This is a genomic window from Rickettsia sp. MAE-05, from assembly GCF_057319745.1.
This window is the reverse complement of record NZ_JBLTIO010000003.1, coordinates 138,918-156,588: the sequence shown is the minus strand read 5'-3', so window position 1 is coordinate 156,588 and position 17,671 is coordinate 138,918. Positions and strand designations below refer to the sequence as shown.

Sequence of the window (17,671 nt, the reverse complement as noted above, 5' to 3'; positions counted from 1 at the left end):
ACTGCCGAAATTGTTTCAATTAATTATTTTATTTTTGTAAAACTAAATACTTATGAAGTGCTTTAAGCCGCACTTCACTCTATATTTTCATAATTTTTCATTAGATAATTAAATTCCGCACCATAGATAAATATCATATTTATAATATAGAAGAATATTAATGTAACTATTATACTACCAAGGGAACCATACATTAGATTTAGTTGATTATAATAGACTATATATGTTGAAAGCAAATAGCCGCTTATTACCCATAATATCACAGTTAATAAAGCCCCTGGAAATACATCAATAAAATTTAGTTTTACATTAGGTAATATATAATACAAAGATGAGGCACCTAAAAATAATAAAATTAAAATTAAAGAATATCTTATAAAATTTAAAATGATCTTATATTTTTCAATAGTCTCTAATATTATCGGAATTTTGTAAATAATATTGGAATTACCACTAAGAGAAACATAGTAAAGGTAATCAAGGCACTAATTATAAGAAACTGTATAATACTAAGTAATCTTCTTCTTATATAAGGGGGAGGAGATTTTATTTGATATACACGATTTAAAATAGTCCTTAAACATTCTACAAAAGAAGAAGCGGTCCAAATACTGCCTACTATGGCAAGATTCATTAAACTTTGAGGAGGAGCACTTAGTAATTCTCGTATTCTCTTTTCTATTGATTCCGTTGCTTGTTCCGGAAGACTCTCTAGAAAAATTTGTATAAAATTTTGACCAAGTTCTGAAGCTCCTAAAAAGCTTGTTAAAGCTAATAAGAATACTAGGAAAGGGAAAATAGATAAAAGTATCATGAATGACATATATCCCGAATGTTCAACGCCATCATCTTCTATTGTTCTAAATAAGGCTACGTAAAGACAATTAAAAATTTTTCTCATTATAAGCTTTAGTTGTTATTATTAATTTTATATTTAACCTTAAATAAGTTCGCTGTAAATAATTAATTTATAATTAAAATGAAACTATATTTTATCTTTGATTTGAAATATTGATATAGAAATGAAATTTTCCCTTGCATTAGTTTTATATTATTTCTATAATACACCAAAATTTTATTTTTTTATAAATTGTAATTTATACCTCAGTAAATAAGTTTTTAAAACATAAGATATTCATATTTTATCTTTAAAATAATTTTAAAGCTCTTATGATATTTTTATTTGATAAGAAATAATTTTGCACGATTCTTTAATAATTATTTACCAAATGATTACAAAAAACTTAAAAAATGTTATTTTATAGTTGCTTATAATATTAATTTATGGTATTATTTCTACTTACAATTGGATAAGTTTAATGATATAAAATTATTAATAACCACATGTTTTATAATAATATAGGATAATATCATTTTTGTTCAAAGAAAATTTTTAAATATAGACATAATTAGTAACCAAGGAGAAGATAATGGGTAGAAAAAACGATATTATACAAAAAATCGATAGTTTTATCGGTAAGAAAATTTATTCTTTAAGACTAGCTAAGGGGTTGTCTCGTCAACAACTTGCTGAAGTAATTGATGTTACTCATCAACAATTACAAAAATACGAAAAAGCGATTAATAGAATTTCTGTAGGAAGGCTAGTACTAATCGCAGAAGCTTTAGATAGGAATATTGATTATTTCTTTGAAGGTTTAGAAGAAGCTAATAAACCGCAGCCTGTACATACTCAACATCAACGTATGTGCATTGAAGTTTCAAGAAATTTTATGAAAATTAATAGCACGGAAGAACAACAAGCCGTTAATAATCTAGTAAAATGTTTAGCCGGAAAAGATAAGCTAAAAACTAACGCATAAAGGCACGCTGATCTCCTGATTATGTTTTGATATCATTTATTCATTCCCGGCGGAAGCGGGAATCCGGAAAAATAACTTTAATATAGATACAGAAGTTACATATTTGATAACATAAACATATAAAAACTTAGTTTTTATATGTTTTACTAGATTCCCGCTTTTAGCTAGGAATGACATTGCTTGCCTTTATAACATACAGCATACAAATCTTGATTAGCGTGGCGGAAAGGAAGACTCTCTTTTAATAGGTGTTGATTTATTTAAATTTTCCGACTGAATAATGCTATCTCTTGCATTCATTAATGCTCCCATAATTTTTATATTATCTTTGATATTAACTTTATCTCTTCCTACTACCATTTTAGCTTTTTCAATATCCGGCTCATCTTTACTTATAGGTTTTAATTTAGACTGTCCTGATACTACCCTTACATCTTCCGTTTTAACATTAGGGTTTTCAATTGCTTCTGCTCGTTTTTGTGCTTGTTCTTGTAATAACTTATCTATAGTTTGTAAACGTATCTCTTTAGATAAAGTTTTATCATCAATTAAATTAGCTTTAATAAAACTTTGCTGTTCTTCAGTAGAAGATTTAGTACCAAATTCCTTTACCAGCTCATCTACTTTTTTTGTTGATTCAGCTTTTTTTTCTTCAAGAGTTTTAAGATTGCCATCTGGAGAGAGCATAGCACGAAAATTATTGACTTTCTCAATTGCAAGCTTAGAGATATCATTTAATATACTGGAAGTTTTTTTCACAACTTCTTCTTCTGAGACTTCACGTTTTTCAGGATGAGCATCTAAAACAGGCGTAATAACATTTTTTAATGCATCCGCTACATCTTGAGCTTTGTTATATATATCATCACGAGGCTTAGGTTCTTCTAAATTCTGTCCTTTTAACCCTTCAGTTAAATTTTGAGTTTCTCTATCTAAAGCTGCCTCGCTCGCTGCATCTTTAAGAGGTTGTTTATCTTCCGGTATAGCAGTACTCTTATCAATCCCTCTAGAAACAGCTTTAGTCATTTCAGGATTTGCTTTGCTTTCATAAATACCCTCTACTAACCCTTTAGTCATTAACTTTTTATCTTCCAAATCTGTTATACTTTCGGCTACTCCTTTTTCTACGGATTCTATAGCAGAAATTTTTTCTGTAGGTGCCATAGTTTTATGACTAGCTATAGCTTCTCCCATACCTTTAACAATGTCTGCTTTATCTTGACCGTTCAAAGGACTCTCAGCAACTACCTTAGTAATACTTTCGAGCGTTTCACCTTTTATTTCTGCTTTAATCGGACTATCTAAAACCTTTGTAGTAACATTTTGTATTGCCTCAGTTTTAGCGATAGTATTAAATGCAGGGTTAGCTAAAATACCTTGTACCTCTGTTATTTGAGCATTTTTAGTTTGTTCTGCTGTAATCTTATCTAAATTCTGCTGCATCAATTGTTGTTGTTCCGGACTGAGAATTTGGGCTTCTACACCTTTCTTTAATACAGAACCTAATAATTTTTGTTTTTCCGCATTGCTTAATTCAGAGGCATTAACCTTATCACCTACTGCTATAAGCATTGTACCTTTATCTTCAGTAGAAAGGTTACTTTTTATTACAGCATCCGTAATACCGTCAATTGCCGTAGCTCTACTTGCATCATCTTTAAGACTTAAACCGACATCTACTGCCTTTTCTAACATCTGCTGTTTTTGCTTCGGTTCAAGATTCTCTGAATTTAAAGCTATAGCTACTGTAGCTTCAAGCATTTTTGATTTTTCTAGGTCTGGAGTATTCTGATCATTTTTTATGGTTTCTAATACCGCATTTACTCCAGCTACTTTTGTATCCGATGTGAGGTCGTTATTATTGACCGTATTTTCAGTTAAAGCAATGATATTAGCCTGCTTTTCAGCAATATCACTTTTCTCATTATTAAGAATTGCCGTGGCTGCTTCGTTAATTAAATCAATTTGTTTATTACCGTCTTTTTCTTTTGTTAAACCTGCATTTACATAATTTAATAAATCTTGCATACTGGTTGATAAAGCCGTAGCTGCATTAAGGAGGTTTGGATTCACTTGTTGCGGCTGTGGCATTTGTGAAGTCTCAGGTTGCAGTGGTTGGTTGGCAGGAGTAATTGGCGGTACTTGTGTAGTAGTAGGCGTTTCAATAGATGATTTTAATTCTTGATTCGGAGTTATTATTGGTTGCGGTGTTTCCTGAGATCGACCTTGTACCTTTGTTAAATCTTCAGCTATAGTTTGTGATAAATCAACGCTCTGCCCTTGGTTTAGTTCTACCTCTTTCATCATTTCTTTATATTTACCGCGTGTTACCGCAAGTGTATAAATTTCTCCGCCATGCTCAATATAAGCTACCGCATCCGGTCCGTCTCCGGCAAATTTTAAAGGTTTCGGTGAGCTTATTTCTTTAAGTTGAGGTTTACCGTTTGGTCCTTCTTCGTAGTGAGCAGTGAAATATACTGCTTTATCTTTAGAGGGCTTTGTGCCATCAGCTTTTAATGCTACCATCGATAAGTGCATTGACCCATCGGCTTTATCAAGTTTTATAGGAAAATCTATTTCTCTATATGAACTAATTTGAACCTGAGTACCGTCTTGTTTAGCTACAGTAAAAGGCTTAGTTTTAACAGTTGTTTCATTTAAGGTACAGAGTTCATCGCCTGCATCATTTCTAACTACCGTGGCTCTAAGATCGCTTGCACTTATTTGGTTTTCCCACTGTACCGGCTTAAATCCACCCTGATATCCATTAGCGGCACTATATGTTGAGAGAACATTTTTATAACCGGCTATTTCTGCTGCTTCTAGCTTCTTTTTCGTATCTGAATCTTCAAAAGCCTTATTAATTAATCCCTGATTATCTTGGTTACTCAAAAAAGCACGGAATTTTCTATCTTCTTCTTCTTTTGCTATTTGTTCAGCTAATTCCGGATTTGCATTGGCAAAATATTCTCTTAATATATCACGCTGCTTCTCTAGAATTTCTTTTCTGATAGCCTCGGTTATTGGGTCTGATGTCTGACCGTCAGAGGAAATACTGCCCGATAAGCTGCTGATTGAAGGAGTAGATTGAGTAGAAGATGCAGGAGTAAAGCTAAAACCATCATCAGCTGTATCTAGTGTAGGTTGAGAAAAAAGTTCTTGTTCTTGTTTCATTTGTTGCTGTTTTTCTTCTTCTGTAAATTCTCTATTTAAAGGATCAAATTCACTTATATCTGGGTTACCGTCTTTATTTGCAGTACTACTAATAGGTTGAGCAGGAACAGCTTGCTCTTGTTTTTTTTCTTCGGTGTCTGACTCATATCCACTTTCATATCCAGGATTATCACTATCTTTACTCATAAAACCTCTAATTTAACCAAAAATTAATTAGCACAAATTTTTCGCTGTCACCCCGTGGCTTGACCACGGGGTCCAGCTTAAAATACTAGAATTAATTAGTATTTTAAACTGTTTTCTGGATCCCCTGGTCAAGCCACGGGATGACACATTAATTCACAGTTTGTGTTATACTGTCAAAGATAGTATATAGAGATTTTAGTAATATCAAGAAAAAACTGATATTATTATTGAGAAAATTTAATAGAATTTTTATATTCTTTATTGAGTTCTTTAGTCGCCCAAAGCCAAGTTAAGCAAGTAATTATAAATATAATCATTAAACAGATGGAAATAGATTGATAACTAGCGGAAGGTAATATTATAAATACTAATGATTGTAAAAATGCACTGCCTGATTTACCGAGTTTTGTACCTATCACGTCGGCAGCAGCTTTACCTTTTATTTTTATTTCCGGATCTAAAGGAACATAAGCCATTTCTTTTGTTGAATCAAATAAGGTATATTTACTTGATTTACTAAGCACATTTTGAATAGCACCTATTGTTATAGCAATTAAAGCAGGATCGGTTAGAATAAAATTTGCTATTATTAAGCCGGCAAATCCTTCAAAGTTATTAACAGCAAAAAATAATATACCGGTAATAAACACTATTAAAGGTGTGATAACAGCCGCCGTAAACCAGCCAAGTCTTCTAACTATATTTGAACCAAGTGCGACAAATAAAATAGTAAATACTCCGGTGTAGCTCAAATAACTTCCTATAAAAGCTGCATATTCGGTTGGAGTTTTATAAATTTTAGTAGCTGCTGCTTTCCAAGGACCTTCTACTAAATTAATGGCAATGCCATAGCAGATAAGTAAAGTTGCAATTAATCTAATATGTCTTGACGATAGAATCATCTGAAAACTTTCGGCAATAGTCATAGATTTTTTCTTTGCTTTAAATTTGAGTAACGCCATATGCTCTTTATCTAGTACTTTATGATTAAGCAGCCAAAAAGTTTTAATAGCTATTATGCCTAAAATTAGTACTATAGTTAGAATAATTTGTATAGAAAGTGTATGAAAAGACGATTGCAATGCAAATTTATTAGTTACATAATCATTAATATTACTTAGATTTTCTAAAAACTGCCCTGCTAAATAAATACCTGTTTGACTAAGTAAACCGAATAACGGATAAAATCTTTTAGATTCTTCCACTGTAGTAATGTTATTAACAAACTGCCAAAAAAGTAATGCAAAAACTACGTTTGGCCATAATTCAGCAATTATATAAAATAGCGAAAAACTCCATTTTGATAAAAGCAATATAAACCATTTTAAATTAGGTAAATTTGCAGTTAAATTTTGAACGGTTACAGGGCTTAAATGCAGTATTTCATGATTTGGAAAAATAACATAAGCAAATAGTGCAAAGAATGCCAAAAAAATTGATATAATAAGATAAAATATATTCTCAGCTTTCATCCTATTAACAAGCTTTACATAGATAGCAGTCATTAAGAAAGCTGACGGCATCACTCCCCAAAACTTCAAAAATGAGATAGTCTCGGCACCTATCATAGTAGTAACAATACTATCTTTTAAAGCTCTGATTAGATTTTGGATAAATAAAATACAGAACATTAATAAGGTGATGAATAAAAATTTAGAAACTTCGTGGCGTTTTATAGGCCAGATATAATCGGTAAGTTTGGAAAAACGGCTATTGATTTTAGAGGGAGGATTTTCTATATTACTGGAGTTAATCGTCATTATTTGGTCTAACCTATATCTTGCTATTGGCTAGAATTATATATTAAAGATTTTCTAAACTTAAGTCAAGGATATACTCGTTTAATTTGAGGTATTAACTAAAAAGAGTTGATATCGTCATTGCGAGCGAACTTTAGTTCATGTGGCAATCCAGAAAAATTAATAAAAAATGCTAAAATTAGCATTTTTTTACTGGATTGCTTCGTCAATTACTTCGTAATTTCCTCGCAAGGCATTGTTGCGTGGACTGGTAAAATCCACGGTGTCACCCCGTGGCTTGACCACGGGGTCCATAAAAATAATAAACAAATACTAATAATTTTAGTATTTTAACTGGATCCCGTGGTCAAGCCACGGGGTAACAGAGGTGAAATTGATCCACGCGACAATGTCTTCTCGCAATGACGAAAAAGTTTCAACTTATCAACCCTTCATTTTATGGGAATATATTAATGAATAGTTATTGGTTAAATATTTATAAACCAAGAGGTATAAGTTCTGCTAAACTGGTTAGCATGGTAAAAAAAATACTCGGTAAAGAAGTTAAGATAGGACATGCCGGTACTTTAGATGTTGAAGCAGAAGGGATACTACCACTTGCCGTAGGTGAAGCTACAAAGCTAATACAACTGCTAATTGATGCTAGAAAAACCTATATTTTTACTGTAAAATTCGGAACGAAAACCGATAGCGGCGATTATGCCGGCACCGTAATAGCAACGAAAGATTATATCCCTTCTCAAGAAGAGGCTTATAACGTATGTTCTAAATTTATCGGTAACGTAACACAAATACCGCCGGCTTTTTCTGCTCTTAAAGTTAACGGTGTAAGAGCTTATAAATTGGCTAGAGAGGGGAAAGAAGTAGAATTAAAGCCAAGAAATATAACTATTTATAATTTAAAATGTTTAAATTTTGATGAGAAAAATGCTACCGCTACATACTATACGGAATGCTCAAAAGGTACTTATATAAGGACTTTAGCAGAAGATTTGGCATTGTCCTTGCAAAGTTTAGGATTTGTGATAGAATTACGCCGTACGCAGGTTGGAATATTTAAAGAAGAAAATGCTATCCGAATTAAGTCACCTGACGAAATTACCAAAAATTTCCTAGAGGAAAAAAGTATAAAGATAGAAGCAATACTGGACGACATCCTGGTTCTTGATGCAACTGACAGCCAAGCTCAAAAAATCAGATATGGGCAGAAATGCCAATTTGATTATGAAGAAGACTTTAGACGTCTTTCCAAATTACCTCTAGAAGTAGAGTTTGGGAAGATGTCTGTTAGTCTTTTATGGGTTCGCTATAAAGGCACTCTGCTTGCAATAGGTAGCTTAAACAAGAGTTGCTTTAATTCTTTACGAGTATTTAATTTATTATAACAATTTAAGGAGAAATTATCGATGTCGATTACTACAGAACGTAAACAACAATTAATTAAAGAATATGCTATAACGGAAAATGATACTGGTTCAAGTGCGGTGCAATGTGCTATCTTAACTGAAAGAATCAACAATTTAACCGAGCATTTTAAATCTAACCATAAAGATCATACTTCAAGACGTGGATTATTAATTTTAGTCGGACGCCGTCGTAGATTACTTAACTATATTAAAAAGAATAATATTAGCGAATATTTAGATTTAATAAGTAAGCTAGGAATTAGAAAGATTAAGTAGTGTACTTGTCATTGTGAGTACCTGAGTCGTCATTGCGAGCAGCCATAGGCTGCGTGGCAATCTCGTCGAATATCCTGAGATTGCCGCGTCGCTTCGCTCCTCGCAATGACGTTTGGTATCTACGCAGGTGTCACTTGCAATGACAGGATAGAATACAAAAAATATAAATTATGAAATGAGATAAATAGATGTTTAACGAAATAACTAAGAGTGTTACATGGAACGGGAAAGTTCTTGAGCTTAGTACAGGTAAGATAGCAAGGCAAGCTGACGGAGCAGTTACGGTAAAAATGGGTAATTCCGTTTTATTATGTACAGCAGTAGTAGCTAAAAAAGCAAAAGAAGGTATTGGCTTTTTTCCTTTAACTATTAATTATAGAGAAATGGCATATGCTGCCGGTAAAATCCCCGGAGGATTTTTTAAACGTGAGGGAAAAGCATCAGATAGAGAAGTTTTAGTATCTCGTTTAATAGATAGACCGATTAGACCGTTATTTCATCCGGCTTTTGTTAATGAAACTCATGTAACTTGTACTGTTCTTTCATATGATCCTGAAACTCCGGTAGATATACTTGCAATTATTGGTGCATCGGCTGCCCTTAGCCTATCCCCTGCTCCTTATCTAGAAATAGTTGCTGCAAGTAAAGTAGGTTTAATCAATGGTGAATTTGTTTTAAATCCGACACTTGAATTATTAAAAACAAGTCAGCTTGATTTAGTAGTTGCAGGAACATCAGATTCAGTAATGATGGTTGAATCGGAAGCTCATTTACTCGCTGAAGAACAAATGTTAGAAGCCGTAAAATTTGGATTTGAAAGCTTCCAGCCGGTAATAAAGATAATTAAAGAACTAGCAGAAGAAGCTAAAAAACCAAAGCTTGAAATGCAAGATTTATATCCTGCCTCATTAAAGAAAGAAATTGAGAAGTTATTTATAAAAGAAATCGAACAAGCTTTTGCGATTAAATCTAAACAGGAACGTAGTACTAATTTAGATTTAATACCTGAAAAAGTTCTTACACATTTTGTAAGCGATATAGAAAATAAAAAATATAGTAATTATCAAATCGAATCGGCTTTAAAATCTATTGAATCAGATATATTACGTAACGAGATTTTAGAAAAAAATAGACGTATAGATGGAAGAAGTACCACGGATATAAGACAAATTGCTTGTGAAATAGGTTTATTACCTTCCGCACACGGTTCAGCTTTATTTACTAGAGGCGAAACGCAAAGCTTAGTTAGCACTACATTCGGTACTAGTTTAGATGAGCAGATAGTTGACAGTTTAGAGGGTGAGTATAAAGAGCGTTTTATGCTTAATTATATCTTTCCGCCCTACTCTGTAAATGAAGCAATGCCGATGAAAGCACCTAGTCGTCGTGAAGTCGGACACGGTAAACTCGCATGGCGTGCTATTAATCCAATATTACCTAATAAAGTACAATTTCCTTATTCTATTAGAGTAGTTGCTGAAACTACGGAGTCTAACGGTTCTTCTTCAATGGCAACCGTTTGCGGTAGTTCTCTTGCTTTAATGTATGCCGGCGTACCGATAAAAGCACCGGTTGCGGGTATTGCTATGGGGCTTGTTAAGGAAGGCAAAAAATTTGCGGTATTATCCGACATTCTTGGAGATGAAGATTATTTCGGTGATATGGACTTTAAGGTTGCAGGAACTAGCGAAGGGATTACTGCATTACAAATGGATATCAAAATATCCGGAGTAGATTTTAAAATAATGAAAGTAGCTTTAGAACAAGCACGACTCGGTCGTTTGCATATACTTGAGCAAATGAATAAAGTTATTAATAAACCAAATAGCGAACTAAGTAAAAATGCTCCTTCTACTACTACTATAAAAATAGATAAGGATAAAATTAGAGATATTATAGGACCTGGCGGTAAAGTAATAAAGGAAATTTGTGAGACTAGCGGTGCTAAAATAGATATAAGCGATGACGGTACGGTTTCTGTTTATGCTTCAGATAGAGATAAGCTAAAAGTCGCTTTAGATAAAATTAAAGCTATTGCCGTTGAACCTGAAATCGGTGAAATATTTAACGGTACGGTAATGAAAGTGTTAGATTCCGGTGCTTTTATTAATTATTTAGGTAATAAAGACGGCTTTGTTCATATTAGTGAAATTTCAGAAGAAAGAATAGAAACGGTTAGCAGTGTTTTAAAACAAGGCGATATAGTAAAAGTTAAGCTGATAGGCTTTGATAATAAAGGCAAAGCAAAACTAACTATTAAAAATGCCGATAAGGATAAATCTTCAAATAATCCAAAGCCAAAAAATAATGCTAATAATGCTAAGGAAAATTCAGAACCTGAGCGACGTGATTCTAGTAAAAAACGAGCTTGGAATGAAGATTCTAACAATGATAAAGAAGAAACAATTACGGAACGTAAGTATTTTAATTGATATGAAGCTTAATCGTCATTGCGAGGAAATTACGAAGTAATTGACGAAGCAATCTCAGGAGTTTGTTATTATTTCTTGAGATTGCCGCACAGCCTACGGCTGTTCGCAATGACGTGGTGGTTACGGTATGACAATGAGTAAATAAATGAACCACACAAATAATTACCAAATCATCGCAAAGAGGGTTATTTCTAGTGAAGCAAGTGCTTTAGAAAAATTATCCGAAAATATCCCTGACGACTTTAACAAAATTATAGAATTTTTACTATCTTTCAAAGGACGGGTAATTTTAACCGGCATAGGCAAAAGCGGTTATATTGCAAGAAAAATAGCTGCTAGCTTTTCTTCAACCGGTATGCCTGCTTTTTATTTACATCCGGCAGAGGCAAGTCACGGCGATTTAGGTATGGTGACGAGAAATGATCTAGTAATTATGCTATCTAATTCCGGTGAAACTAAAGAGCTATTTAATATAATTGAATATTGCAAGAACTCTTCCATAAAAATTGCTGCAATGACAATGAATAAAAATTCCACTTTAGCTAAAAGAAGCGATTTTTTATTAATAGTACCTGAATATCCGGAAGCTTCTGTAATTGGAGCTCCTACTATATCATCTTTAATAATGTTATCACTAGGTGATGCTTTAATGACTGTTATACATGAAAAACGAGGCTTTACTAAAGATGATTTTAAAATTTATCATCCGGGAGGTACAATCGGTGCTAATTTAACAAAAATTAAAAACCTAATGCGTGAGGGGAATGAAATACCTTTAGTATATGAAGATACTTCCTTTGCCGAAACTATAATTATTATGAATAAAAAACGTTTAGGTTGTACACTTGTCACAGATAAAAACCAAAATTTGATAGGGATTATAACCGACGGGGATTTACGTCGTCATATTAACGATCAAATTCACTTAAAAACAGCATCAAGCATTATGACCAAAAACCCTATTCATATCTCATCGGAAATATTTGCAAAAGAGGCTTTAAATTTAATGAAAGCCAAGAATATCACTAATATACCTATTGTTGATGATAATGTTATTACGGGTATTATTCATATTCATGATTTACTACGCATCGGAGTTAGCTAAAATCTATGCCCTCTTCTTATAAACGGCGAAAAAAAATTTGGAAATCTGTATATCTTTTAATAATAGTTGGAATTTTGTATATAGGATATATATTAATTAAAAGCGGTTATATTAATGAAGAAAATGATATTAACGTTACAAAGAAAAGTTTAAAAGATACTAAAAATTTTGATTTAAAATATAATATTATATTGAAAGATTCAATTTTTGAAGGAGTAAATAAAAATTTAAATGCGTATAAAATTAAAACTGAGCGAGCTATAAAAGAGTCGGATAACAAATATAAACTAGATATAATAAATGCTATTTATAACGTAAATCAAGACCAAACTCTTATTATCAATGCGAAAGAAGGCTTTTTAGATGAAGAATCAAACATATTAGATTTAAAAAACGATGTAAAGATTTTTTGATGAGATCATATTTAACACTAATGATGCAAGGATTGATTTAGTAAATAAGAATATAACCGGCAACTCCTCTGCTAAATTACTTTATAAAAACTCTTCAATTACTTCAGATAGTTTTAATACGAAGGATGAAAATAATATTATAATTTTTAAAGGCAATGTCTCTACAATCATCGATTTATCGGATTATTAAACTTATAGTATTTCTTACTGTTAGTATATCTATATATGCTAATGATAAAAATCTTTCAAATTTACATATAACATCTGATACTTTAATTATTGATAGGACCAAACAAAAAGCAGAATATCTTGGAAATGTTGTTGTTTACTTCGATAATGCAATACTTAGAACAAAAGAATTATATATTTTTTATAAAACAATAGATGATAAACAAACTATTGATTATATAGTTATTCCCACCAAATTGACTGTAGAAAGAAAAATAAATAATGAATTATTACTTGCAGATAGTGCTAAATATTTTTTTGATGACAAACAACTTATTTTACTCGGTAATGTAATATTACAGCGTGATGATAATGTCTTAAAAACTAATAAACTAATCTATTATGTAGATATTGTTAAGAAATAGAGTTCTTTAGTACGTCATTGCGAGAAGAAACTGAAAGTTTCGACGAAGCAATCTCAGGATATTTGACGAGATTGCCACGCAGCCTATGGCTGCTCGCAATGACGTTGAGAATTAATCCACACAAAAAAACACAAATAAAAAAGATGGACAGCTTGCAAGTTAAAAATATATCAAAATCCTATAAAAAAAGGAATATATTAACTGATATATCTCTGAATATAAAACAAGGAGAGATAGTTGGTTTATTCGGTCCGAACGGAGCCGGTAAAACAACTTGTTTTAACATTATTATCGGTTTAATGAAACCGGACTCAGGACAATTACTTTTAAACGATATAAATATTACCAACCTACCTATTTATTTACGAGCAAGGCTTGGAATCGGCTATCTTCTTCAAGAACCTTCAATATTTCGCGGATTATCGGTTGAGGATAATATTAAGGCTGTAGTTGAGATCTCTGAAAATGATAAGGAAGTAATTGAACAAAAAACCCATAATTTACTAGAGAAATTTTCGATAGTTCATTTAAAAGATTTATCCGCTGCTAGCTTATCAGGCGGTGAAAGGCGTAGGCTTGAGATTGCACGTTCACTTGCAATAGAGCCTAAATTTATCATGCTTGATGAACCGCTTGCCGGTATTGACCCGCTTGCTATTTCTGATATTAAAAATCTAATTACTTATTTACGTGAATTTAATATAGGTATATTAATTACCGACCATAACGTGCGTGATACTCTAGATATAGTTGACCGTGCTTACGTTATTTTTGAGGGCAAAGTATTGCTAGAAGGAAAACCTAAGGAGATAGCAAATAGCAAGAAAGTTAAGGAAGTGTATTTGGGAGAGAGCTTTAGTTTCTAGACTATGTGTCATACCGTGGCTTGACCACGGGATCCAAACTTTATTGTCATTCCCGCACGGCATTGTTGCGTGGATGCCCGAGCCGTCATTGCGAGGAGCGAAGCTTTGCTGTAATCCAGAAAAATAATTAAAAAAATTCTGTAAATCAGAATTTTTAACTGGATTGCTTCGTCGAATTACTACGTAATTCTTCTCGCAATGACGAAAAAGCCGATCCATACAAATAATACTTAAATTAGTTTTTTATGCAAATTAACAAAGAAATTTTTAGAGCTTATGATATAAGAGGCAATAGCCTTAAGGATTTAACAGAAGAAGTAGCTTATAAAATCGGCTTTTGTTTCGCTGAGATGACTATAACAAAAGATAATAGCAAAATCTGTGTTGGTTTAGACGGTCGGCTCAGCTCCCCTACCCTTTGTAAAGCCTTAGAACTCGGATTAACTGAGGTAGGGGCTGAAATCATAAATATTGGTGTAGTTCCGACTCCCGTACTATATTTTGCTGATAAACACTTTATGCCTGCCGGTAGTATTATGGTTACGGGATCGCATAACCCTCGTGACGATAATGGCTTTAAAATGCTGCAACACGGTAAGTCTTTTTTCGGTGATCAGATACAGGATTTACTGGCGAGGATTAATGTCATACCGTGGCCCCTCCACGGTATCCATAGCGATATTAACTGGATCCCGCGGTCAAGCCGCGGGATGACAACAGCTCCTTACGACATCCAATCTAAATACCTAAAAAATATTTTAGACGGTATAAACATTAATCCTAAATTAAAAGTAGCTTGGGACTGCGGTAACGGAGCAACCGGCGATATTGTTGAAGAACTTAAAAAGTATCTCTCAAACAAGAATATAATCATAAATAGTAAGATTGACGGGAATTTTCCAAGCCATCACCCTGACCCTACTAACCCTGCTAATTTGCAGGAGCTAATAAAAGTGGTTAAAGAACAAAATTGTGATATTGGTATAGCTTTTGACGGTGACGGTGATAGAATCGGTATTGTAAGCGGGAACGGCAAGATATTATTCGGTGATCAAATTTTATGTATATTTGCTAAAGGTATTTTAAAGGAACATCCAAACGCAACCATAATAGTCGATGTAAAAGCCAGTCAGTTAATAGTTGATAGAATTAAGTCATTCGGCGGAAATCCTATAATATGGCGAACAGGTCATCCTTTTATTAAAAGCAAAATGCTCGAAACAAAGGCGGTGCTTGCCGGTGAAATGAGCGGGCATATATTCTTTGCCGATAAATATTTTGGTTTTGATGATGCAATTTATGCAGCCCTTAGATTTTTAGATTTACTTAGCAAATCGGATAAAACGCTAGGTGAGATAATAGAAGATTTACCGAAAAGCTTTAGTACACCGGAAATTAAAATTTCTGTTCCTTCACAACTAAAGCTAAAAATTATAGAAGAAATAAAGCAAAAATTACTTGATGATAAAATAGAGTTTAATGATATAGACGGTGTGCGGGTAAATACTGAGCATGGTTGGTGGTTATTACGTAGCTCTAATACCGAATCTATTATAGTTGCAAGAGCTGAATCAGCTAGTAAAGAAGGTTTAGCGAAAATAATAACTATAATTAATAAATATCTTGAAAAATATGGGTTATTAATTAAGAATTGCTAACTAAAGAGAGATGTGTCATACCGTGACCCCGCCGGCTTTGTTGCATGGACTGGCTTATCTGTCATTTCGAGAAGAATTACGCAGTAATTCGACGAAGCAATCCAGTTAAAAAATTCTGATTTACAGAATTTTTTTAATCTTTTTCTGGATTGCAGCAAAGCTTCGCTCCTCGCAATGACGATTTGGTATCTACGCAACAACGCTGGTCCCACCACGGTATCCAGAAAAATAACTAAAAATATCAATAATATTGATATTTTTAACTGAATTCCGTGAATAAATCACGGGATGACATCGAGCTTTTATTATTAGCTCTCTTTAGTTAGCAATGCTATTAATTGTTAAAAAATTAATTAATCTATTGATTTTTTTAAATATTATTTGATATATTTTTCTCACATTAAATTAATATAAGGAGAAATTGTATGCTCAAAAAAGCTCTTAACGTTGGGTTTCCTATTGACATTAAACAACTTCAAATAGATTTAGCAACTGAACAAATGGCAATAGCTGAATTACGTGCTATAGTTAGCAAATGTACGGTAGGAATAGATGAAAATGGGAATCATATTGTTAATGATCCCGATCAGTTTGAAAAAATTAAAAAGCTTACTTCTTTAGCTTTTAGTGTCGGTATATCAATACATAGTGAGCCAAATATTATTTTTGACTCCGGTTTTAACCCAGGTGTAATAACATTTAGTGGACCAGTGGATGAGGCTCAGGCTTTAGGTGATGCTAAGGCTGATGAAACTGAAAAAGTTTAATTCCTGCGAGGTTTTGTCGCATGGGGCGGTTTTTTTCGTCATTGCGAGAAGACGCCATAGGCGTCGACGAAGCAATCTCAGACAAAATTCCTGAGATTGCCACGCCAGCATAAATGCTGGCTCGCAATGACGATTTTGTGGGTAATGCTTTCTCGCTAATAGCGGAAAACCTAGCCATGCAATAACCCAATAATTATAAACTAACTATATATCAGTGACAAAGAAAGAAATAATTATATTATGCGGACCGACTGCTAGCGGAAAGTCTTATTTAGGGCATGAATTTGCTAAAGCTTGTAACGGCGAAATTATTAATATCGACTCAATGCAGGTTTATAAAGAAATCTCTATTATTACCGCCTCCCCTCCGAAAAGCTATACAGCTGAAGTTACTTACCATTTATATAATTTTCTATCAATTACGGAAGATTTCTCAGTAATAAAATATCTAAAACTTGCGACAAAAAAAATAAAAGAAATAACTGCGAGAGGCAAGCTACCTATATTAATAGGTGGAACCGGATTATATATTAACTCGTTAGTTTTTGGCTATAATAATATCCCTGATATATCAGAAGATTTACGAGAACAAGTAAGAAACTTACATGCTGAAATAGGTAATATAGAATTATGGAATAAATTAGAGGAGCTTGACCCACTTGCTACTTCTAAAATAAACCAAAATGATACTCAGCGTTTAATTAGAGCTTATGAAGTATTCTTGCAAACCGGTAAATCTATTTTTTCTTTTCAAACCTTGCCAAAAGAACAAATTTTATCTGATTTTAATTTCAAAATTATTTTCTTAAATCCTGAGCGAAAATTTTTATATAAAACTTGTGATGAGCGTTTAGATAAGATATTTAAAGAAGGAGCAATTGATGAAATAGCTTTAATAAAAAAGCAATTTACTCCTAAAGATTATGCGAATTTAAAAGCTGTAGGGATAAAAGAAATTTTGGCTTATTTAGACGGTAATCTTACTTTAGATGAGGCTTTAAATGCAGCTCAAATACGAACCCGCCATTATGCTAAAAGACAAGTTACTTGGTTTAAAAATCAGATACAAGATAAAACCACATTAGAATATTCTAACCAAGAAGAGTTTGCACAAATATTAAATGTCATTTCAGCGTGGCATTGACGTTGTTGCATGGATCGTTTTATGTCATTCCGTTGATCGCAGGAATCCGCTCAAATAAAGCTTTTTGA

At 32.9% G+C, this 17,671-nt stretch carries 11 protein-coding genes and 4 pseudogenes; 12 read left to right on the top strand and 3 right to left on the bottom strand.

Features of this window, described 5'->3' with window-relative positions; all coding sequences use genetic code 11:
* Nucleotides 1-74 precede the first annotated feature (74 nt).
* A pseudogene (locus ACNFN7_RS06870) lies at nucleotides 75-901 on the bottom strand (YihY/virulence factor BrkB family protein).
* Between the two features lie 529 nt (nucleotides 902-1,430).
* Between ACNFN7_RS06870 and ACNFN7_RS06865 the strand changes: the two are divergent.
* Nucleotides 1,431-1,823, top strand: a complete 393-nt coding sequence (locus ACNFN7_RS06865) for a helix-turn-helix domain-containing protein (protein ID WP_485441369.1) — start codon at nucleotides 1,431-1,433, stop codon at nucleotides 1,821-1,823.
* A gap of 213 nt (nucleotides 1,824-2,036) precedes the next feature.
* Here ACNFN7_RS06865 and ACNFN7_RS06860 read toward each other — a convergent pair whose 3' ends face one another.
* Together ACNFN7_RS06860 and tlc4 are read right to left on the bottom strand one after the other, a co-directional pair.
* Entirely contained in the window at nucleotides 2,037-5,183 is a 3,147-nt protein-coding gene (locus ACNFN7_RS06860; RefSeq protein ID WP_485441368.1) for a Sca4 family spreading effector, read from the bottom strand.
* Nucleotides 5,184-5,407: 224 nt separating this feature from the next.
* Complete coding sequence (tlc4, locus tag ACNFN7_RS06855; protein ID WP_485441367.1) at nucleotides 5,408-6,943, bottom strand: NTP/NDP exchange transporter Tlc4; 1,536 nt, start codon at nucleotides 6,941-6,943, stop codon at nucleotides 5,408-5,410.
* 452 nt (nucleotides 6,944-7,395) lie between these two features.
* On the opposite strand from tlc4, the gene truB reads away from it, so the two are divergent.
* From truB to miaA, 11 genes and pseudogenes are all read left to right on the top strand, one after another.
* A complete protein-coding gene (truB, locus tag ACNFN7_RS06850) occupies nucleotides 7,396-8,328 on the top strand; it encodes a tRNA pseudouridine(55) synthase TruB (protein WP_485441366.1) in 933 nt (310 codons plus the stop codon).
* A gap of 21 nt (nucleotides 8,329-8,349) precedes the next feature.
* Nucleotides 8,350-8,625: a 30S ribosomal protein S15 gene (rpsO, locus tag ACNFN7_RS06845; RefSeq protein WP_485441365.1), complete on the top strand. Its 276-nt coding sequence runs from the start codon at nucleotides 8,350-8,352 to the stop codon at nucleotides 8,623-8,625.
* Between the two features lie 188 nt (nucleotides 8,626-8,813).
* Entirely contained in the window at nucleotides 8,814-11,057 is a 2,244-nt protein-coding gene (gene pnp, locus ACNFN7_RS06840) for a polyribonucleotide nucleotidyltransferase (protein ID WP_485441364.1), read from the top strand.
* 145 nt (nucleotides 11,058-11,202) lie between these two features.
* The gene (locus ACNFN7_RS06835) at nucleotides 11,203-12,162 is read left to right on the top strand and encodes a KpsF/GutQ family sugar-phosphate isomerase (protein WP_485441363.1); all 960 of its coding nucleotides are present in this window, start codon (nucleotides 11,203-11,205) and stop codon (nucleotides 12,160-12,162) included.
* Between the two features lie 5 nt (nucleotides 12,163-12,167).
* Nucleotides 12,168-12,765 (top strand): annotated as a pseudogene (gene lptC / locus ACNFN7_RS06830) (LPS export ABC transporter periplasmic protein LptC).
* Nucleotides 12,731-13,168 (top strand): LptA/OstA family protein, encoded by a 438-nt coding sequence (locus ACNFN7_RS06825; RefSeq protein ID WP_485441362.1) that lies wholly within the window; start codon nucleotides 12,731-12,733, stop codon nucleotides 13,166-13,168. The pseudogene lptC and the gene ACNFN7_RS06825 overlap by 35 nt, the downstream one beginning before the upstream one ends.
* A gap of 143 nt (nucleotides 13,169-13,311) precedes the next feature.
* A complete protein-coding gene (gene lptB / locus ACNFN7_RS06820; protein ID WP_485441395.1) occupies nucleotides 13,312-14,034 on the top strand; it encodes an LPS export ABC transporter ATP-binding protein in 723 nt (240 codons plus the stop codon).
* 245 nt (nucleotides 14,035-14,279) lie between these two features.
* Nucleotides 14,280-14,675 (top strand): annotated as a pseudogene (locus ACNFN7_RS06815) (phosphomannomutase/phosphoglucomutase); the annotation flags it as partial.
* Nucleotides 14,676-14,762: 87 nt separating this feature from the next.
* Nucleotides 14,763-15,692: pseudogene (locus tag ACNFN7_RS06810) on the top strand (phosphomannomutase/phosphoglucomutase); the annotation flags it as partial.
* A gap of 425 nt (nucleotides 15,693-16,117) precedes the next feature.
* Nucleotides 16,118-16,459: a hypothetical protein gene (locus ACNFN7_RS06805; RefSeq protein WP_485441361.1), complete on the top strand. Its 342-nt coding sequence runs from the start codon at nucleotides 16,118-16,120 to the stop codon at nucleotides 16,457-16,459.
* A gap of 214 nt (nucleotides 16,460-16,673) precedes the next feature.
* Nucleotides 16,674-17,603 (top strand): tRNA (adenosine(37)-N6)-dimethylallyltransferase MiaA, encoded by a 930-nt coding sequence (miaA, locus tag ACNFN7_RS06800; protein ID WP_485441360.1) that lies wholly within the window; start codon nucleotides 16,674-16,676, stop codon nucleotides 17,601-17,603.
* Nucleotides 17,604-17,671 lie beyond the last annotated feature (68 nt).